This is a genomic window from Micromonospora saelicesensis (genome assembly GCF_900091575.1).
In the GTDB taxonomy this organism is placed as follows: domain Bacteria; phylum Actinomycetota; class Actinomycetes; order Mycobacteriales; family Micromonosporaceae; genus Micromonospora; species Micromonospora saelicesensis.
Genome location: NZ_FMCR01000005.1, coordinates 183,212 through 202,282, shown reverse-complemented (window position 1 = coordinate 202,282; position 19,071 = coordinate 183,212). Strand labels below are relative to the sequence as shown.

Here is a 19,071-nt window from a genome sequence, read left to right as displayed (position 1 = left end):
TCGCGCAGTTGACCAGTTGGTGGCCCGCCGACCCGGCGGCCATCTCCCGCGCGTAGCTCCATCCACGCGGCCGCCATCGAGGCGGTCGCCGGATCTCCCGGCCGGAGGGCCGCCCGACGGCGGCACCCGGCCCGACGGAGACTCCCGATGACCCACCTGACCGACCTGCTCGCCGCCGTCGCGCACGGCGTCGACCCCGGCCCCTTCGCGCTGCTGCGCCGCGAGGGCGCGGACGAACTGGACCTGTTCACCGGCCCGGTCGACACCGTCGAAGAGCTCACCGACCTCCCGCTGCCGACGGGCCCGCCCGGGGCACGGACGCTGGCCCTGGTGCCGTACCGGCAGATCACCGAGCGCGGCTTCGCCTGCGTCGACGACGGCGCCCCGCTGGAGTTCCTCCAGGTCCGCGAGCACCAGCGGATCACGCTCACCGACGCCCTCGCCGCGCTGCCCGACGAACCGGTACACACCACCGACGCCGGCTTCGACGTCAGCGACGAGGAGTACGCGCGGACCGTGCAGCGGGTGCTGTCCGAGGAGATCGGCCGTGGCGAGGGCGCGAACTTCGTCATCCACCGCGCCCTGCACGCCACGGTGCAGGGCCCACCGCTGGGGGCCGCGCTGGCCGCACTGCGCCGGCTGCTGGTCGCCGAACGCGGCGCGTACTGGACGTTCGTGGTGCACACCGGCACCCGGACGCTGGTCGGTGCCAGCCCGGAGCGCCACGTCAGCGTCGACGACGGACTGGTGATGATGAACCCGATCAGCGGCACCTTCCGCTGCCCCGGTGGCGTCGCGGACCGGGCGGCCCTGCTGCGCTTCCTCGCCGATGAGAAGGAGACCGAGGAGCTGTACATGGTGCTCGACGAGGAGCTGAAGATGATGGCCACCGTCGCCGAGCACGGTGGGCAGGTGATCGGCCCGTACCTGAAGGAGATGTCGCACCTGGCGCACACCGAGTACCTGCTCGCCGGCCGGGGCACCCGTGACGTGCGGGAGGTGCTGCGCGAGACGATGTTCGCCCCCACCGTCACCGGCAGCCCGATCGAGAACGCCTGCCGGGTGATCGCCCGCCACGAACGCCGGGGCCGGGGCTACTACGGGGGCGTGCTGGCACTGCTCGGCCACGACGACGCCGGCCGGCAGACGCTCGACGCCCCGATCCTGATCCGGACCGCCGAGATCTCCCCCACCGGCCGACTGCGGGTGCCGGTCGGCGCGACCCTGGTCCGGCACTCGACGGCGGCCGGCGAGGTGGCCGAGACGCACGCCAAGGCCGCCGGTGTGCTGGCCGCGCTCGGCCTCGGGCCGGCGGCGTCCGTCGGCGACCGCGGGCCGGTCGCTCGCCTGGCCGACGACCCGGCGGTACGCGACGCGCTGGCCGCCCGCAACGCACCGCTGGCGCGGTTCTGGCTCGATCAGCGGTCACCGGACGCGCCCGGACTGCCCGGACTGGTCGGCCGCCGGGTGTTGATCGTGGACGCCGAGGACACCTTCACCGGAATGCTGGCCCACCAACTGAGCGCGTTGGGTCTCGCGGTGACCACCCGCCCCTGGCACGCGGGCGGCCCGGTCGACGACTACGACCTGGTAGTCGCCGGTCCCGGACCGGGCGACCCGGGCAGCGCGGACGAGCCGAAGATGCTGGCGCTTCGGAAGCTGCTGACCGGGCTGCTGACCACCGGCCGTCCCACCCTCGCGGTCTGCCTCGGCCACCAGGTGCTGGCCGGGCTGCTGGGGCTGACGCTGCACCGCCGGGACGCGCCCTACCAGGGATTGCAGCGGGAGGTGCAGCTGTTCGGCCGGACCCGCCGGGTCGGGTTCTACTCGACGTTCACCGCCCGCTGCGAGGCCGACCGGCTGACCACCGCGTACGGGCCGGTGGAGCTGGCCCGGGACCCGGACGACGGCGCCGTGCACGCCCTGCGGGGGCGCGGCTTCGCCGGGGTGCAGTTCCACGCGGAGTCGGTGCTCAGCCCGGACGGGCTCGCCGTGCTCAGCGAGCTGTTGACCGAGCTGCTGCCCGCGCCGCGCCCGGACGAGCTGTCCGCGACGCGCGGAGGCGCATAGTCGCCCCGGCCCGGGGGTAGGGCTGGATGGACCGGCGGCGCGGACGGGTCGAGAGCCCCCGCCCGCGCCGCCGGTCGCCCACGTCCGTCACGCAGCCAGACCCGCCTTCAGCGCGGCACCCATCTGCACGGCGCGCCGGGCGGTCAGCGCGCAGGCCCCGAGTGCCACGGCGTCCGGGGCGATCTCCCCGTTGTTGCTGGTGTGCGAGGGGCCGTACGGGTTGCCGGCGATGAACTGACTGGTGTCGGTGTAACCGGGGGTGACCACCACACCGCCCCAGTGGTAGAAGACGTTGAAGAGCGAGGTCAGCGTGGTCTCCTGGCCCCCGTGCGAGGTCGCCGTCGAGGTGAAGGCGGAGTAGACCTTGTTGGCCAGCGCGCCCTGGGCCCACAGCGGGCCGGTGGTGTCGATGAACTGCTTCAGCTGCGCCGCGACCATGCCGTACCGGGTCGGCGCGCCGAGAATCACCACGTCGGCCCAGGCCAGGTCGTCGACCATCGCCTCGGGCACGTCCTGGGTCTCCAGGCGGTGCGCCTGCCAGCCGGAGTTGGAGCGGATCGCCTCGTCCGGCGCCAACTCGCGCACCTTGCGCAGGCGCACGTCGGCACCGGCGTCCCCGGCGGCCTCACACACGGCCTGCGCCATCTGGTACGTGATGCCGGTGGCGCTGTAGTAGATCACCGCTACCTTGGTCTGGGCAGCCATCAGAGTGTCCCCTTCTCGTCTCGGATCAGCTCCCGCGACTACCCGCTGCGGACGTGCTCTAACGACAGCCTCCGCGCTGCCGGCTACCGGTCCGCCGGCTCAAGTTTTCCGCAACTTCCTGGTCGTTCCGGCCCGACGTCGCGCGCGGACCGCGATCCTGGTGCCATCGGTGCCGGCGGGATCGAGCCGCCGCCCCGCACCGGGCACCTGAACGGGGGATCGCGCTCCGCCGGCAACGGCGCTGGCGTAGCGCGATCAGGGGACGATCACCGCTCCCGCGCCCCGCTCCGGCTCAGCGGACCAGGGTCGCCATCAGCCGGTCCAGCTCGGCCGCCGGGTCGACGGTGAGACCGGTGTGCACCGGCCCGGTCTGGATCATCGTGCTGCGCGGCGCGGCCAGCCAGTGGAAGCGCTCACCGAGCCGCATCCGGGTCGCCGGCCCGTCACCCGAGCAGGTCCGGTCCCAGGAGTCGAGCACCGCGGCCACCGCCGGCAGGTCGACGTCGGGCGCCAGGGCGCGAACCCGGTCGGCGTCCAGGTGCGTCCGCGCGGCCAGGAAGTCGCGCTGCTGGCAGTAGAGCAACACCCCGACGTTGATCTGCTCACCGCGCTCGATGCGGGGCACGAGCCGGATCAGCGCGTACTCGAAGGGTTGCCTCATGCCCCGCTCCCCGATGGCAGCCAGTCGGCCGTGCGGGCGACCCGGCGGGACAGGTGATCCAGGTACGCGTCGCGCGCCGCGTCGGCCGTCTCGAAGTCGGCGGCGGTCAGCCACTCCCCCGGCACCAGGGCCAGCACCTCGGTGAGCAGTTCCGGGGTGACTTGGGGGGCCAGTTCGGCGTCGGCCTCGGCCAGCCGCGACGCGTACGGGGCCAGCACGTGGTCCTCCGCGCGGTAGGCCCGGTGCACAGCGGCCTCGGCGCGCGGCCAGTTGTGGTGGAAGTACAGCGAGGCGCCGTGGTCGATCAGCCACAGCTCCCGGTGCCAGACGAGCAGGTTCGGATTGCGCCAACTCCGGTCGACGTTCTCCACGTACGCGTCGAACCAGAGCACCCGGGAGGCCAGCGCCGGGTCGACGGGGTGCGCCACCGGGTCGAAGCCCAGCGCCCCGGGCAGGAAGTCCATCCCGAGGTTGGCGCCGCCGCTGCTGCGCAGCAGCTCCTGCACCTCCTGGTCGGGCTCGGCCCGCCCGATCACCGGGTCGATGTCGAGGACCACCAGCGGCGGCACCCGCAACCCCAGCCGGCGCGCCAGCTCACCGCAGATCACCTCGGCGATCAGCGCCTTGGGCCCCTGCCCGGCGCCTCGGAACTTCGCCACGTAGGTGCCGAGGTCGTCGGCCTCCACCACGCCCGGCAGCGACCCACCCTCGCGCAGCGGGGTGACGTAACGGATCGCGGTGACCTGGCGGAGCACGCCGCCCACCCTACTGGGGCCGGCCGGGACGGGTGGCGGGCCGGCCCAGACCGGCACGCCCGGGTCAGTCGAGCTTGTCGCGCAGCTTGTCGACCTGGGTCTGCAGGCGGTCCACCGCGTTCTCGTTGTTGACGAACGTGGTGATGCCCGCGGCCAGACCGAGCCCGATCAGCACGGCCAGGATGCTGAGCACCAGGCCGCCGATCGACACGCCACGACCGGTGACCCCGGGTCGCCGCGCCATCTTGAGGCCGACGATGCCGAGGATGATCCCGATGATGCCGAGCACCAACCCCAGCCAGGCGAGGATCGCCGTCAACACGCTGAACAGACCGGCCACTCCGAACACCAGGGCGAAGGTGGCCGCGGCGCTCGTCTTCGCGCGGGTGTCCCCACGATGGCCGCGGGATCCGGCCGTTACGCCGGCGCCCCGCGCCGGCTCACTTGCGGCAGTCATGACGCTCCCTTCCGCACGCGCGACGCGCGCACTTCCGGCCGCCGCATCCCCCGTGCGCGGCCCGTTATGCCCCGTCGATCCGGTGCTCTTGCGGTGCGGGCGGGCGTTGCTGGTGCCAGGGATCTCCGGAGGCGCCGGCGGTGAGGTGTCGTTCGTAGCTGGCCACCTTGACGTTTATGAGGTCGAGGCAGTCGCGCAGCTGCGCGACCTGCTCGGTGATGTGGCGCTGGTGTGCGCGGAGCAGTTCGAGCCGTTCGGCCTCGTTACCGCTGCCCGCGCGAACGAGCTGAGCCAGGCGGCTGATCGTCGTGAGCGGCATTCCGGAGGCCCGGAACTTGACGCAGTTCGCCAGCCACTCGACGTCCCAGGCGCTGTAGACGCGCCTGCCCGACCCGTCCCGCCGCACCTCGCTGGCCAGCAGACCCTCACGCTCGTAGAGCCGCAGGGTGTGCACACTCAATCCGGTGCGCTGCGCCACCTGCCCGATGCTCAGGCCCCCGTCCGCCATGGCGTCGACGGTAACGCGTTGACCTAGACCTCGGTCTAGCATCTAGCGTCCGCGGCATGACCAGCGACACGGCCCACACCACGTTCGGTGCCCACAGCACGACCGCAGACGTCCTCACCGGAATCGACCTCACCGGCAAGACCGCAGTCGTCACGGGCGGCTACTCCGGCCTCGGTCTCGCCACCACCCTCGCGCTCACGCAGGCCGGGGCTCGGGTCGTCGTTCCAGCTCTCCGGCCGGACGTGGCGCAGCGGGCGCTCGCCGACGCGGCCGGAGTCGAGATCGAGGTCGACCAGTTCGATCTCGCCGACCTCGCCTCCGTCCGCGCGTTCACCGAACGATTCCTCAGCAGCCATCCAGCCCTCGACATCCTGATCGCGAGTGCCGGCGTCATGGCGTGCGCCCAGACGCGGGTGGGACCCGGCTGGGAAGCGCAGTTCGCGATCAACCACCTCGGTCACTACGCGCTGGCGAACCTGCTGTGGCCTGCGCTCACCGCCGCCGGAACGGCTCGTGTCGTCGCGGTCGCCTCCGGCCGCGACCCGGCGTGGCGGATCCGGTGGGACGACGTGCACTTCGAGCGCGGCTACGACAAGTGGGAGGCCTACACCCAGTCCAAGCTCGCGAACATCCTGTTCGCCCGTCACCTCGACCTGCTCGGCAGACCGCACGGCGTCCGGGCCTTCTCCGTGAACCCTGGCTGGATCCGCACCCCTCTGCAACGACACCTCGCAGTCGAGGAGATGGTCGGCGCGGGCTGGATCGACGCGGACGGGAATTCCGCGCCGGGTCTGTTCAAGACCGTCGAGCAGGGCGCGGCCACCCAGGTCTGGGCCGCCACGTCACCTCACCTCGACGCGAACGGCGGCGACTACTGCGTGGACTGCCGCCGCACCGACGCCAGCCCCACCGACGGCAGCGCGGCAGCCCGCCTCTGGGCTCTGTCGGCGGACCTGACCGGCCTCGACCTCATCGACTGAGCTCTCGCGTACCTGCCCGACGCGCGAAGGTGCTGCCGCGTGCGGCTGTCGGCCCGCGTACCGGCCGGGGTGCCCTGGCGATGCGGACGGCTCCCTAAACTGGGTCTTTTCCTCGGGAAGGGCTGCCGATGCCTGTCGACCTCAGCGCGGCCGACGCGCTGGCGCTGCGGATGACCAGCCTGCTGCTGCCCCCACACCCGAGCACCCGACCCGGCACCGTCGCCGAGGTGGTCGAGTGGTTCGGCGCGATGCAGGCACAGGATCTGGCCAGCGGGCTGTGGTCGCTGGGCGCCCGGCTACCCGGTCGTAGCGTGGCCGACGTGCAGGCGGCGTTGGAGCGGCGTGAGGCGCTGCGCACCTGGCCGATGCGGGGCACCGTGCACCTCGTCCCGTCCGCCGACGCCCGCTGGATGCTGGAGCTGACCGGCGTACGATCCCTGGCCGGCGCGGCGACCCGGCGGGCGCAGCTCGGGCTCACCGAGGCCGACGCGGACCGCGCGGTGGAGGTGCTCGGCACCGCGTTGGCCGGCGGCGGTCGGCTCACCCGCGCGCAGTGCCTGGCCACCCTGCGGGCGGCCGGCCTGGGCACCGACGGGCAGCGTGGCTACCACCTGCTGTGGTATGCGAGCGTTCGCGGCGTGACCTGCGTGGCGCCGAACGTCGGCACCGAGCAGACCTTCGCCCTGCTCGACGAGTGGGCACCCACCTCCCACCGGCTGGAGCGGGACGAGGCGCTGGCCCTGCTCGCCCACCGCTACGTTCGCGGGCACGGCCCGGTCACCGACCGCGAGTTCGCCGGGTGGAGCGGGCTCACCCTGACCGACGCCCGGCGCGGCCTGGCCGCCGCCGACGACGCGCTGAGCACGGTACGCGTCGACGGCACTCCGATGTACGTCGACGCGGCAGTGGCCGACGCGCCACGCACCGCGCCGGACGACGTGTTGGCGCTGCCCGGCTTCGACGAGTACCTGCTCGGCTTCCGGGACCGCACGTTGATGCTCGACCCGGCCCACCAGGCGGCCGTGGTGCCGGGCAACAACGGCATCTTCCAGGCCACAGTGGTCCGCGCCGGTCGGGTGGTGGGTGTGTGGAAGCGCAAGGTCGGCCGCACCGCGGTCACCGTGACGATCCAGCCGCTCACCACGCTCGACGTCGCCGCGCGGGCCCGGGTGGAGCAGGCGCTCGGGCGCTACGCCGACTTCCTCGGGCTGCCGGCCCGCTTGGACTGGCTGACCTGACCCGGCGGCGTCACCGCTTCGGCGGTGCTGGGGTCGGCCGGTCGTGGGCGGGCGGCGCTGAGCAGGTCGACGATCCGGGTCACCCGGGGGTCGGCGCGGATCTGCGCCACGCTGGCCGGCAACGGCAGTCGCCAGTTCGGGTACTCGTCCACAGTGCCCGGCATGTTGGGTTGGCGCACCTCACCCAACACGTCGTAGAGGGAGACGCCGACCAGACGGGTCGGGCTGGCCGCGAGCGCGGCGTGCATCGCCACCACCACCTCGCCGTCGTCGGGCGTCTTCGCCGGTTCAGCCGACCCAGACCCCGGCGTCGGCTCGGGCAGCAGGTTCTCGGCAGCCAACATGGTGAGCAGCCGGTCCCGATCGGCGGCGGCGCGGGCCCGCTCCACCGCCACGTCGGTGCCGAGCAGCTTCAACTCGTCACGCACCCGCACGTGCTCACCGGTCAGGAAGCCCGGCGCGGTGGGCAGGTCGTGGGTGGAGATGGTGGCGAGGGCGTTGCGCGGCCACCGGGCCGGCGGGACGAAGTCACCGGCCTCGTCGCGTGCGAACCACAGCACTGTCGAACCGAGCATGTTGCGCCCCCGCAACCCTCGGGTCACCGCCGGTTGGACCGTGCCAAGATCCTCACCGACCACCACCGCGCCGGCCCGGTGCGCCTCCAACGCGAGGATGCCGAGCATCGCCTCGGCGTCGTAGCGCACGTAGGTGCCCTCGGCGGCGCCGCCGCCCGGCGGCACCCACCACAGTCGCCACAGGCCGGCGACGTGGTCGACCCGCAGGCCACCCGCGTGCCGCAGGACGCGGCGCAGCATGTCCCGGTAGGCGGCGTAACCGGTGGCGGCGAGCCGGTCCGGGCGCCACGCGGCGAGCCCCCAGTCCTGGCCGAGCTGGTTGAAGTCGTCCGGTGGCGCGCCGACCCGCACGCCCTGGGCCAGCACGTCGGCGAGCTGCCACCCGTCCGCGCCGCCCGGGTCGATGCCGACTGCCAGATCGTGCACGACACCGACCGGCATCCCCGCCGAGCGGGCCGCCGCCGTGACGGCGTCGAGCTGCTCGTCGCAGAGGTGTTGCAACCAGGCGTGGAAGGCGACCCGGTCGGCGAGGCGCCGACGTTGCTCGGCGACCGCCGGGGCGTCCGGGTGGTGCAGGTCCGCCGGCCAGGCCCGCCAGTCGTTGCCGTGCCGCTCGGCGAGCGCGCACCAGGTGGCGAAGCTGGTCAGCGCCGGGTCCGCGGCAAGATCCACCGGCTGGGCGTACGGGTGCAGCAACTCCAGCGCACGCCGCTTGGCGGCCCACACCTCGTCGTAGTCGATCAGGGGCCCCCGGTCGGGACGCAACGCGTCGACCACCGCACGGGTCGCCGGGTCGGCCGCCCGGTACGCAGCGGTGTCGCTGACCCGCAGGTAGAGCGGATTGACGAAGCGTCGACTGGCGGGCGAATACGGTGAGGTGGCCACCGGGTGCGCCGGCCCGACCGCGTGCAGCGGGTTGAGCAGCACCAGCCCGGCCCCGGTGTCACCGGCCCACCCGGTGAACTCGGCGAGGTCACCGAGGTCTCCCATGCCCCAGGAGCGCTCCGAGGTCAGCGCGTAGAGCTGGAGCATCCACCCCCAGCTCGACGGCGGCACCGGCAGTCGGCGCGGCACCACCACCAGTGTCACCTCCCGGTCGGCGCAGGCCAGCCGGTGCCAACCCAGCGGCAGGTCCGCCGGCAGCTCACCGTCGACCACGCGACGGCCACCGTCCTCCAGGATCACCACCCCCGGGCCGGGCAGCGCCCGGCTGCGACCCTGGGCGAGCACGACCGTCTCCGGCAGGGCGCTCCGGTCGACCGCACGGGCGGCGGCGAGCGCATCGGCGATCGCCGACGGGCTGGTGGCGTCCACGCCGAGCAGCCCCAGCACCCCCACCACGGTCTCCGGTGCGACCTCGACGCGGCGGTGCCGCCAATCCTCGTACCAGGTGGAAACACCGTGCGCGTTGGCCAGCGCGGCCAATCGTCGGTTCATCCCGTCCGTCCCCCGCTTCACGACGAAACCTGCAACCACCCTGCCACGCCCGCCCCCGCGCCGCAGAACACGCGCGCCGCGACCCCCGCCGCGCCGATCTTGCACTTCCTGTCCCGACACAAGGGGCATTCCACCTGTATCGGCAACCGAAAGTGCAAGATCGGCGCGATCGGGCCGTCAGTCGGCGAGCGCGCCGGCGGCTCGACCCTCGTGCAGGGTCAGGTTGCGGCCGTTGGCCGGGTCGAACAGGTGGATCTTCTCCAGGTTGAACCAGACCCGTCGCGTCTGCCCCTCGGCGACCGGGGACTCGGCGGACAACCGGGTCACCAGGTTGCCGCCGGCACCGGCGAAGTCGGCGGCGCCCGCATCGGCGGCCAGCTCCTCCAGCTCGGCGGCGCTGGCCTTCTCACCCTCGACGGTGAAGTAGACGTACTTGTCCGAGCCCATCGACTCGACGATGTCCACCGGCGCCTCGAACTCCATGCCCCGCCGACGGGTGTCGTCGTCGACCAGTTCGGCGTCCTCGAAGTGCTCGGGGCGGATGCCGAGGATCAGCTCGCGGGGCGCGTCGGCCGACTCCAACTCCCGGCGGACCCGGTCACCGATCGGCACCTTGCCCAGCGCGGTGTGCAGCTCGCCGTCCTGCACGGCGGCGTGCAGGAAGTTCATCGACGGCGAGCCGATGAAGCCGGCCACGAAGAGGTTCTTCGGGTGGTCGTACAGCTCCTGCGGCGGTCCGACCTGCTGCACCGCGCCCCCGCGCATGATCACCACGCGGTCGCCGAGGGTCATCGCCTCGGTCTGGTCGTGGGTGACGTAGACGGTGGTGGTGCCGAGCTGCTTCTGCAGGCGGGACACCACGGTGCGCATCTGCACCCGCAGCTTGGCGTCGAGGTTGGACAACGGCTCGTCCATCAGGAACGCCTTCGGCTGGCGGACGATCGCCCGGCCCATCGCCACCCGCTGACGCTGGCCACCGGAGAGGTTGGCCGGCTTGCGGTCCAGCAGCGAGGTCAGCTCCAGCACCTTCGCCGCCTCGTCGACCTTACGGTCGATGGTCTCCTTGTCGAGCTTCGCCAGCCGCAGCGGGAACGCCATGTTCTCCCGCACTGTCATGTTCGGGTACAGCGCGTACGACTGGAACACCATGGCGATGTCCCGGTCCCGGGGAGCCTTGTCGTTGACCCGCTGCCCGGCGATGCGCAGCTCACCGGAGCTGATGTCCTCCAGCCCGGCGATCATGTTGAGGGTGGTGGACTTGCCGCAGCCCGAGGGCCCAACCAGGATCACGAACTCGCCGTCGGCGATCTCCAGGTCGACGTCCTGCACGGCGACGGTCCCGTCCGGGAAGCTCTTGCTCACCTTGTCCAGCACGATGTCAGCCATGACTACCCACCTATCCCTTTACCGCGCCGGAGGTCAGACCGGACACGATGCGACGCTGGAAGAAGAGAACGAACAGGATGATCGGAACAGTGATCACCACAGCGGCGGCACAGATCGCCCCGGTGGGGTCCTCGAACTGCGACGCGCCGGTGAAGAACGACAACGCGGCCGGCACCGTGCGGGACCGCTCGGTCGAGGTCAGCGAGATGGCGAACAGGAAGTCGTTCCAGCAGAAGATGAAGACCAGGATCGCCGTGGTGAACAGCCCGGGCGCGGCCAGTGGCGCGATCACGCGCCGGAACGCCTGCCCCTGGGTGGCGCCGTCCATCTTCGCGGCCTTCTCCAGATCCCACGGGATCTGCTTGAAGAACGCCGACAGCGTGTAGATCGCCAGCGGCAACGCGAAGGTGATGTACGGCAGGATCAGCCCCAACCAGGTGTCGAAGATCTTGAGCTGACGCTCGATCTCGAACAGCGGCGACACCAGTGACACCTGCGGGAACATCGCGATCAGCAGGGAGACGCCGACCAGCAGCTTCTTGCCGGGGAAGTCCAGTCGGCTGATCGCGTACGCGGCCATCGCGCCGAGCACCACAGCGATCAGCGTGGCGATCAGCGCGATGCCGATCGAGTTGACCAGCGCCCGGACGAACTGGTCGGTGTCGAAGATGGTCCGGTAGTTGTCCAGCGTCCACTCCCGGGGGATGAAGTTCCCGTCGGTGAGGGTGGCCGGCGTCTTGAACGACAGCGACGCGATCCACAGCACTGGGACCAGCGCGAAGACGACCACGAGGACGTCGAGCAGACCCCAGCGCAGCTTTGCCCTGGTAGTGGTTTCGACAGCCATGTCAGCGCCTCTCCCCGTCGTCGCTGCCCGGAGCAGCGGTGCCGAACAGCTTCACGAAGACGAAGGCGATGATCGCCACGGTGATGAAGATCAGCACCGACATCGTCGAACCGATGCCGAGGTTGAGGCCCCGGATCAGGTTGTTGTAGGCCAGCATCGACACCGACGACGTCTCGTTGCCTCCGGCGGTCAACACGAAGATGTTGTCGAACACCCGGAACGCGTCAAGGGTGCGGAACAGCAACGCGACCAGGATCGCCGGCTTCATCACCGGCAGCATCACCTTGGTGAACTTCTGCCAGGCGGTCGCGCCGTCGGTGGAGGCCGCCTTGAGCAGGTCCTCCGGGACCAGCGCCAGGCCGGCCATCAGCAGCAGCGCCATGAACGGGGTGGTCTTCCAGATCTCCGCCAACATGATGATCGCCAGGGAGCTGGCCCGTTCGGTGAGCGGCGCGCCGTCGCTGAACAGGTCGGCCAGGTAGCCGGTGCCGGGCGTCCAGGCGTACCGCCAGGAGAACGCGGCGACCACTGTGACGATCCCGTACGGGATCAGCGCCGAGGTCCGGACCAGGCCGCGCCCGACCAGGGTGCGGTGCATGATGATCGCCAGGCCCATGCCGAGCACCAGCTCGACGGCGACGGTGACCACCGTGATCAGCATGGTCACGCCGAACGCGGTCCACCAGAACTCGTTGGTGAGCACGGTGACGTAGTTCTCCAGCCCGATGAACTCACGCTGGTCGGGGAAGCGCAGGTCGAAGCGCTGCAACGACAGCCAGACCGAGTAGATGATCGGGTACGCGGTCACCGCGATCATGACCAGCGCGGCCGGCGCGCAGAGCAGCAGACCCAGCCGGCGTTCGGCCTTCTTGTTCTCGCTCAACGGGGGCTTGCGACGGCCACCACGCTGGGTGGGCACTGTGGCGTGCCGGCCGGTGGATTCGCTGGTCTCGTCGGCGGCGACATCGGCGCCGGTCGGCGTGGCGTTGATACTCACGGCAGGACCCCCTTGGACTGGAGGGCGTCAGCGATGGCGCCGCGCAGGTCGTCGGCGGTCTGCTGCGGGCGGATCCCGGACGGCGGCGACAGGATCGCCGACATCACTGTGGAGATGCTCTGGTAGGCGGGGGTCAGGGGACGCGTCGCAGGTTCCTTCAGCTCCTCCAGGATGGTGTCCTTCATCGGGTACGCCTCGGTCATCTCCGGGTCGTCGAAGACCGCCTCGATGGTCGGCGGCACACCGTCGTTGATGGCGGAGAACTTCTGGTGCTCGGCGCTGCGGATGCACCGGGCCGCCTCGAAGGACTGCTCCGGGTGCTTGGAGTAGGAGCTGACCGCCAGGTTGACCCCACCGATGGTGACCTTGCTGGGGGTGCCCTCGTCGATGCCCGGAATCCGAGCCCAGCCGACCTGCTTGGCCAGCTCCGGGTTCGCCTCCTGAAGAGCCGGGTAGACGAACGGCCAGTTCACCTGGAACGCGCCCGCGCCGGACTGGAACTCCAGCCGAACCGGGTCCTCGGTGGCGTTGCTGAACGACGGCGAGGTCACGCCCGACGTGGCGAACTTCTTCAGCTGCTCCAACGCCCGGACCGTGCCCTCGTCCATCACGGCCTTCGTACCGTCGTCGTTGAGGATCTTCCCGCCGGCGCTCTCGGCCAGGGTGTTGTAGAGGACGACCAGACCCTCGTACTGCGCGCCCATGGTGAGCACCTGGTACGGCTTGCCCTGGTCCTTGAGCTGCTGGGCCGCGCTGATCATCTGGTCCCAGGTGGTCGGCGGCTGCGGCACCAGGTCCTTGCGGTACCAGAGCAACTGGACGTTGGTGTTCTTCGGCGCCGCGTACAACTTGTCCTCGTACCGGGCGGTGTCCAACGGCCCGGCGAGGGTGCCCTGCTCGACCTCGGCCTTGTCCTGGCCGGTCCACTCGCGGATCCAGTCGGCGCTGGCGAACTCCTGGGTCCAGGTGACGTCCAGCCCGAGCAGATCCATCCCGCTGTCCTCGGCGGCCAGCCGGCGCACCATCTGCACCCGCTGGTCGTCAGCCTGCCGGGGCAGCACCCGGTAGGCGATCTCGTACCGTCCCTGGGCCTGCGCGTTGCAGTCGTCGACGACCTTCTGCAGGTTCTGCTCGGGCGGGTAGTACAGGTTGATCGTCGGTGGGCCACCAGCGTCGTCCGCGCCGCACGCGGCCAGCGGCGCCACGAGTGCCAGCGCGGCAGCCGCCGCGCCCAGCCGAACAACCGGCCGGCGTCGGTGTCGAGCCGTTTCGGGGTCCGTCATCGCCCTCCCCCTCTCCTCGGCGAAAGACCGGGGAGGGCATCCGTGCCCCGGCGCACGGCGAGCCGACTCCGAGTCGGCAAGCTGCGGAAACTCCGGCTCGGATGCTCTGTAGCGGCTACTCTGCCCCACCCGTGAAGTCGCGAAACCTGGCTGTCACAGCAAGCGTGCGCACAGCGACCGGCCCTCTGCGCCCCGCGCCCCGACGCCGCGCGCCTGATCAACTCGACTTCCTGAACCGGCCGCCCAAAACGCGGATGATCGACTCGGCTTCCTGGAAGTCGCGCCATCACCGCGCCAGGAAGTCCCCGCCTTTCAGGAAGCGGAGTCGATCATGGGCTGGGACCGCGGCCCTTGAGCCAGACGGCGGCCGCGCGTGGAGGCGCAACAGTATGACAGGTGTAGGCTGCGCGTATGACAGAGCCTCAACGCCGCTTCACGATCTCCGTTCCCCCGGACGTGAGTCAGATCCTGGAGAGCCAGGGCAATCGCATGGCCAGTGCCTACGTCACCGAGTCGGTGCGTCGGCGCAAGCGGGTGGAGCAGCACAAGGAGTTGTTGCTCGCCGCCGGCATTCACGTCAGCGAGCAGGGTGTGGCCGAGGCTCGGGCCCGCCGCCTGGGCGTGGAGGCTGAGTGGTCTGCGGAGCGGTTCGAGGCGGAACGCGCCAAAATCCGCGCCGCCATGGAGGCCGAGATGAACGGTGACGACACCGCGCCCCGCGCCGACGCCGCATGAACTCGGAGACAACACCACCAGTTCGGCTCATCCTGGACCGGTCGGCCCTGCTGGGATACGCCGTCCTCCGGACGGTGCACGTGGGCGAGCCCGTCCACGAGGTGATTGAGGACGGGGTGCGGTTCGGGGTGCCGGTGGTGGCAGCGACCGAAGCGTTGACCATGGCGACCGGCAAGGACCTGGCCCTGCTGCACAAGCTGCTGGCCTTGACTTCCTGCGCGCTGCTGCCCGAGCAGGCGGAGGATCTACCGGAGCTGACCTTCTGGCAGCGCAGGACCCGCCGTTTCGACCTGGCCGCAGCCGCCGTGGCGGGCCTGACCCACGACGCCGCGGTGCTGACCAGTGAGGGGCCTGGATACTCCGACGGGGTGCCACTGATCCACTTTCCGGGATGAACGACGGCGGGCCGAGCGTCAACTCCGGGCCCTGGCCCAGGAGAGGAAGCGCTCGGTCATCCTGGTCGGTGGATGAGCCGGGTGAAGTTGGGTGAGCTGGTTCGTCGCCTCGTGCATCAGAGTGCCGAGGTAGATCAGCAGTGCGGTTCGGCTGGTCCGGTACTCCGTCAGCAGGGCGAGCTTGGCCGGCTGGCAGGGCCACTCGGTGCCACAGTTCCGGCACCGCCACAGCGGGCGCATGGCGACGTGCGGGACGGGCGGCCGGACCACCATCACCGCCACCGCGCCGAGGGCTGCTGGGTTGTCGGGGCGAGCACATCGACCTCCTCGGGACGGGGAAGGGGCCGCTCCCGCAAGGGGGAAACGGGAGCGACCCCGCAGGGCAGGGCCCGCCGCCGCCATTGCGGCCACCAGCGGACCCGCCACTGGTGACAGTGTGGTGATGAGGCGACTACCGTCGATACGTGCTCGCGCCATTTGTGCAGCTCAGCGGTCCAGGTGAGCACCCATGAGGGACACGCCGAGCCAGACCGAGCGAAGGTTGGGGAATCGATGGGGACTGTCACCGACTACGTACTGGAGGAACTGCGTCTGTTCCGGACGGGGTTCGGGCTCAGTCAGGACGACTTCGGCAGGGGCATCGGTTATTCGGGTTCGCACGTCAGCTCGGTAGAGACCGGCGGGCGACCGCCCACGAAGGAGTACATGAGGGCGGTCGACACCCACCACCAGACCGGCGGACGCTTCCTCCGCATGCTGGACGGGTTGGCCCGGCTCGACGCCGAGCCGGCCTGGCTGCGCGAGTGGATCGAGTTCGAGCGGGAGGCGACCACGCTGCGCTGGTTCGAGTTGGCCTACGTGCCGGGCCTGCTCCAGACCGAGCGGTACGCCCGCGCGACGCTGGCCGGTGGCCGGTTCGCTGCCGAGGACGTGGACCGGATCGTCGCCTCCCGGCTGGAGCGCCAGGCGATCCTGCAACGCCCGCGCCCGCCGCAGCTCATCGCCGTGCTGGACGAGGCGGTGCTGCGCCGGCCGGTGCTCGACCAGCCGGGCCTCATGGTCGAGCAGTGCGAGCACCTGGTCCAGTTGGCGACGGCGGAGCATATCCAGGTGCACATCGTGCCGGTGGATGCTGGGATGTATCTGGGGATGGGCGGTCAGTTCATCATCGCCGAGATGCCGGACGGTGAGCGCGTGACCTATGCCGACAACCAGCTCACCGCGCAGATCGTCGATGCACCGGCCGACGTCGCTAAGCTGGCGAAGACGTGGGAGATCGTGCGAAACGAGGCGCTCCCCCGCCGGCAGTCAACCGAGCTGATCAAGGAAGTGGCGAAGTCATGGGCATGCTGACCCCACAGTGGCGGAAGTCGACCCGGTCCGGCGGCAACGGCGGAGCCTGCGTCGAGGTCGCCGACAACCTCCCGAGCGTGGTGCTGGTGCGCGACACCAAGGACCGCGACGGCGGCACCCTGCACGTCGACCCGACGGCCTGGAAGGCATTCGTCGCGTACGCCAAGCAGCACTGAACGTGAACTCGGAAGAGATCCCTCCTGCCTGAGGCACGCTCCGGCGGATCTGGAGATCGTGGACAGTTTCCGTTCTGCCAGAACGGAAACTGTCCACGATCTACCCTGAAAGGTCTCCGACCGCCGTCAGTCAGTTCGATGACGACCTACCGTCCCGGCCATCGGACAGCAGTCAGCTAGCTATCGCCGCTTCCTGCGTCTCCGGCTGGCTGTCCGGACGGGCAAGCCAGATCGCGGCACCCGCGAGCACGGCACCGGCGATGGTCAGGGCGAGAATCTGCCAGGCCGGCCCCAACGGGTAATAGGAGCCGGGTGTGAATGCGCTGTGCACGGTGAAAACCGGACCGACGTCGCCGTGATCTCGAAATGCCCGCAGCACGTTGCCGTACAGGGCTACTGCCGGCAGAGCGAGCGCGACCAGCGCGACGGCCCAGAGCCCGGCGGAGGCGCGTCGCCGTTCGGCCGACGCCTCCACGATCCGGTAGGCGAGAGCCGCTGCGAACAGCCACCCGACGACAAGTCCGATCAGGATGCCCGTCACGATCAGGGGTAGGAACATGGGCCTGCTCTGCGCCCAGCCGTCGAGGTGGACAGAGCCGTGGTCGGCGGTGAGGTAGCCCCGCACCTGGAGTGTCAGCCCGTTCGACTTGGCGCTGAACGTGGAGTTGCGCATCGGAAGGTCGACGAAGGATCTGCTGTCACTGTTGAAAGCGACCGCTTTGCCGCCGAGCGGCGTGATGTCGGAGACCGACCAGCCGTCAGCTGCGAACCGCTGCCGGGCCTTCTCAGCGTCCCAGGCGCCATCGACCTCGGTAGCCGTCGAGATCGACTCCTCCAGCCACGGTGACGCGACACGCAGCTGGATGGAATCGCTGGCGGCACCGCTGGCCCGCTGGGCCAGGCTGGCGATCGTGGCGTCGTCGGGCAGGTCCGCGAACGTCTGAGAACCTGCCCACGACCCGGCGGCCCCACCGAACGCGCCCATTGTCAGGGCGAGGAGGACCGCCGCGATCACCGCGAGCGGCCGGCGTGCGGGGAGCCGGAGCCGGTGGCGCACACCGCTGGCGAGCAGGTGCAGTGCCTCCCCGGGCCGGGGGCGGCGCTGCCCGGGGGCCGCCATCTCAAGAAGCGTCGTGATCATCTCGGTGGCGTACCGCTGCCGGTACCGGCCTGGGTAGGCCAGCAGCAGCTTCCGGTAGTGGCGTTCGAGACTGTGGTCGTCGGTCGACCCGGTGGCGGCGGTCATGCGATCACCGTCCCGACGCCCGGGGCGCCACCGAGGCGCTTGCTCAGCTGGGTGTCGGCCGCCGTGGCATGCCGACGCAACCGCTCGGCCTGGGTTTGCAGGGCGGCCGCTCCCGCCTCGTTGAGCCGGTAGTAGCGACGCAGCCTCCCGTCGACGGCCTCCTCCCGGTCAACCTCGATCAGGTCTTGCTCGACCAGGCGGTCGAGTGCGCCGTAGAGGGTGCCAGGCCGCAGCTTGACGTCACCCGCCGACAACTCCTCCACCGCCTGTACGACCCCATAGCCATGCAACGGCTGCGCGGCCAGAGCGGTGAGGATCAGGAAGGTAGATTCATGCATGAGCGCATAGTACGCGGGGCGTTATATAACGGCAAGGATTCTATTCAGAATCGCTCCAGCCCCGAACCTTCTGCCCGGACATGTTCGCCCGGACCGGACCAGGCATGCTGGAACGATGATCGCGCGCTTCAAGGACCTCTGTCTGGACGCCGCCGACCCGCTCGCACTGGGTGCCTTCTGGGCCCGGATGCTCGACGGTGACGTGGCCGATGCCGGTGACGACGACACCCGGGTGGACCCCCGCTCGGCGCGCTCGAACGCCGAGTCGATCTGGGTGAACAAGGTGCCGGAGCCTCGGGTCGGCAAGACCCGCGTACACCTGGATCTGCGGTTGGCCGACGCGGACCCGGCGGCGTTGCTCGCGGACGGCGCCCGGCTGGTCCGCGAACCGGGAGGCGAGGCGACCTGGTGGGTGCTCGACGACCCGGAGGGCAACGAGTTCTGCGCGTTCCCGGCCCGCGACGGCACCCGACCGGGCCCGTTCGAACTGGTGGTGGACTCGACCGACCCGGCGGCGCAGGCTACCTGGTGGGCCGGGGTGGTCGGCGGCACCGTCGAGCACGAGCCGAGCACCTCGTCGGTGGCCGGCGCGGCCGGGTTCCCGTGGGAGTACTGGGTGTTCGTCGCAGTGCCCGAGCCCAAGACGGTCAAGAACCGGCTGCACTGGGACGTCGACCTGGTCGACCCGGAGCCGATGGCGCTGATCGCGGCGGGCGCGACCCTGCTGCGGGAGCCGCTCGACGAGGCGCACTGGTGGTGGGTGCTGGCCGACCCGGAGGGCAACGAGTTCTGCGCCTTCGCACCACGCCCCACCGGGTGAACGACCGACTACCGAGAGCGGGCGTCGTCGGCTAGCGTTTTCCTAGCGCCGTAGCCGGCGCGTTCGCCGCCGCCGTCGACACGCCTCCGGCCGACCCATGCCTGCCCGA

21 protein-coding genes are annotated in these 19,071 nt (G+C 70.8%); 8 read left to right on the top strand and 13 right to left on the bottom strand.

Annotation, left to right across the window (positions count from 1 at the left end; all coding sequences use genetic code 11):
* Positions 1-147 precede the first annotated feature (147 nt).
* On the top strand, positions 148-2,070 hold the full coding sequence (locus tag GA0070561_RS22165; protein ID WP_091404123.1) for an anthranilate synthase family protein: 1,923 nt from the start codon (positions 148-150) through the stop codon (positions 2,068-2,070).
* 87 nt (positions 2,071-2,157) lie between these two features.
* Here GA0070561_RS22165 and wrbA read toward each other — a convergent pair whose 3' ends face one another.
* From wrbA to GA0070561_RS22140, 5 genes are all read right to left on the bottom strand, one after another.
* Positions 2,158-2,775: an NAD(P)H:quinone oxidoreductase gene (wrbA, locus tag GA0070561_RS22160; protein WP_091404121.1), complete on the bottom strand. Its 618-nt coding sequence runs from the start codon at positions 2,773-2,775 to the stop codon at positions 2,158-2,160.
* Positions 2,776-3,067: 292 nt separating this feature from the next.
* Positions 3,068-3,436, bottom strand: a complete 369-nt coding sequence (locus GA0070561_RS22155; protein WP_091404117.1) for a DUF3037 domain-containing protein — start codon at positions 3,434-3,436, stop codon at positions 3,068-3,070.
* Positions 3,433-4,191, bottom strand: a complete 759-nt coding sequence (locus GA0070561_RS22150; protein WP_091405274.1) for a HipA family kinase — start codon at positions 4,189-4,191, stop codon at positions 3,433-3,435. Before GA0070561_RS22150 ends, GA0070561_RS22155 begins: the two co-directional genes overlap by 4 nt.
* A gap of 64 nt (positions 4,192-4,255) precedes the next feature.
* Positions 4,256-4,648 (bottom strand): hypothetical protein, encoded by a 393-nt coding sequence (locus tag GA0070561_RS22145; protein WP_091404114.1) that lies wholly within the window; start codon positions 4,646-4,648, stop codon positions 4,256-4,258.
* Between the two features lie 64 nt (positions 4,649-4,712).
* On the bottom strand, positions 4,713-5,156 hold the full coding sequence (locus GA0070561_RS22140; protein WP_091404113.1) for a MerR family transcriptional regulator: 444 nt from the start codon (positions 5,154-5,156) through the stop codon (positions 4,713-4,715).
* A 56-nt stretch (positions 5,157-5,212) separates the two neighbouring features.
* On the opposite strand from GA0070561_RS22140, the gene GA0070561_RS22135 reads away from it, so the two are divergent.
* On the top strand, positions 5,213-6,136 hold the full coding sequence (locus GA0070561_RS22135) for an SDR family NAD(P)-dependent oxidoreductase (RefSeq protein ID WP_091404110.1): 924 nt from the start codon (positions 5,213-5,215) through the stop codon (positions 6,134-6,136).
* Between the two features lie 128 nt (positions 6,137-6,264).
* A complete protein-coding gene (locus tag GA0070561_RS22130; protein WP_091404108.1) occupies positions 6,265-7,374 on the top strand; it encodes a winged helix DNA-binding domain-containing protein in 1,110 nt (369 codons plus the stop codon).
* On the opposite strand, the gene malQ is transcribed toward GA0070561_RS22130, so the two are convergent.
* The 5 genes from malQ to GA0070561_RS22105 all read right to left on the bottom strand — a co-directional run bounded on the left by malQ (position 7,326) and on the right by GA0070561_RS22105 (position 13,899).
* On the bottom strand, positions 7,326-9,386 hold the full coding sequence (gene malQ / locus GA0070561_RS22125) for a 4-alpha-glucanotransferase (protein WP_244166374.1): 2,061 nt from the start codon (positions 9,384-9,386) through the stop codon (positions 7,326-7,328). The genes GA0070561_RS22130 and malQ overlap by 49 nt on opposite strands.
* Before the next feature lie 177 nt (positions 9,387-9,563).
* Positions 9,564-10,772, bottom strand: coding sequence for an ABC transporter ATP-binding protein (locus GA0070561_RS22120; protein WP_091404103.1), 1,209 nt, complete (start codon positions 10,770-10,772; stop codon positions 9,564-9,566).
* Positions 10,773-10,782: 10 nt separating this feature from the next.
* Positions 10,783-11,619 (bottom strand): carbohydrate ABC transporter permease, encoded by an 837-nt coding sequence (locus GA0070561_RS22115; protein WP_091404101.1) that lies wholly within the window; start codon positions 11,617-11,619, stop codon positions 10,783-10,785.
* Between the two features lies 1 nt (position 11,620).
* Positions 11,621-12,616 (bottom strand): carbohydrate ABC transporter permease, encoded by a 996-nt coding sequence (locus tag GA0070561_RS22110; protein ID WP_091404097.1) that lies wholly within the window; start codon positions 12,614-12,616, stop codon positions 11,621-11,623.
* Complete coding sequence (locus GA0070561_RS22105) at positions 12,613-13,899, bottom strand: ABC transporter substrate-binding protein (RefSeq protein ID WP_091404095.1); 1,287 nt, start codon at positions 13,897-13,899, stop codon at positions 12,613-12,615. Before GA0070561_RS22105 ends, GA0070561_RS22110 begins: the two co-directional genes overlap by 4 nt.
* 411 nt (positions 13,900-14,310) lie before the next feature.
* On the opposite strand from GA0070561_RS22105, the gene GA0070561_RS22100 reads away from it, so the two are divergent.
* Together GA0070561_RS22100 and GA0070561_RS22095 are read left to right on the top strand one after the other, a co-directional pair.
* On the top strand, positions 14,311-14,634 hold the full coding sequence (locus GA0070561_RS22100) for a hypothetical protein (protein ID WP_091404088.1): 324 nt from the start codon (positions 14,311-14,313) through the stop codon (positions 14,632-14,634).
* Positions 14,631-15,029: a hypothetical protein gene (locus GA0070561_RS22095; protein ID WP_091404081.1), complete on the top strand. Its 399-nt coding sequence runs from the start codon at positions 14,631-14,633 to the stop codon at positions 15,027-15,029. Before GA0070561_RS22100 ends, GA0070561_RS22095 begins: the two co-directional genes overlap by 4 nt.
* Before the next feature lie 18 nt (positions 15,030-15,047).
* Here the strand turns inward: GA0070561_RS22095 and GA0070561_RS22090 are convergent, their stop codons facing one another.
* Positions 15,048-15,302, bottom strand: a complete 255-nt coding sequence (locus GA0070561_RS22090; protein ID WP_091405270.1) for a flavin reductase — start codon at positions 15,300-15,302, stop codon at positions 15,048-15,050.
* Between the two features lie 279 nt (positions 15,303-15,581).
* Between GA0070561_RS22090 and GA0070561_RS22085 the strand changes: the two genes are divergently transcribed.
* Entirely contained in the window at positions 15,582-16,382 is an 801-nt protein-coding gene (locus tag GA0070561_RS22085; protein WP_091404077.1) for a helix-turn-helix domain-containing protein, read from the top strand.
* Positions 16,376-16,558 carry a DUF397 domain-containing protein gene (locus tag GA0070561_RS22080; protein ID WP_091405267.1) on the top strand — a complete coding sequence of 61 codons (183 nt, stop codon included), beginning with the start codon at positions 16,376-16,378 and terminating at the stop codon, positions 16,556-16,558. Before GA0070561_RS22085 ends, GA0070561_RS22080 begins: the two co-directional genes overlap by 7 nt.
* A 172-nt stretch (positions 16,559-16,730) precedes the next feature.
* Here the strand turns inward: GA0070561_RS22080 and GA0070561_RS22075 are convergent, their stop codons facing one another.
* Positions 16,731-17,804 (bottom strand): DotU family type IV/VI secretion system protein, encoded by a 1,074-nt coding sequence (locus tag GA0070561_RS22075; RefSeq protein WP_091404074.1) that lies wholly within the window; start codon positions 17,802-17,804, stop codon positions 16,731-16,733.
* Positions 17,801-18,142, bottom strand: coding sequence for a PadR family transcriptional regulator (locus GA0070561_RS22070; RefSeq protein WP_091404072.1), 342 nt, complete (start codon positions 18,140-18,142; stop codon positions 17,801-17,803). Before GA0070561_RS22070 ends, GA0070561_RS22075 begins: the two co-directional genes overlap by 4 nt.
* A 115-nt stretch (positions 18,143-18,257) precedes the next feature.
* Here GA0070561_RS22070 and GA0070561_RS22065 point away from each other — a divergent pair, with 115 nt between their 5' ends.
* Positions 18,258-18,962 (top strand): VOC family protein, encoded by a 705-nt coding sequence (locus GA0070561_RS22065; protein ID WP_091404067.1) that lies wholly within the window; start codon positions 18,258-18,260, stop codon positions 18,960-18,962.
* Positions 18,963-19,071 lie beyond the last annotated feature (109 nt).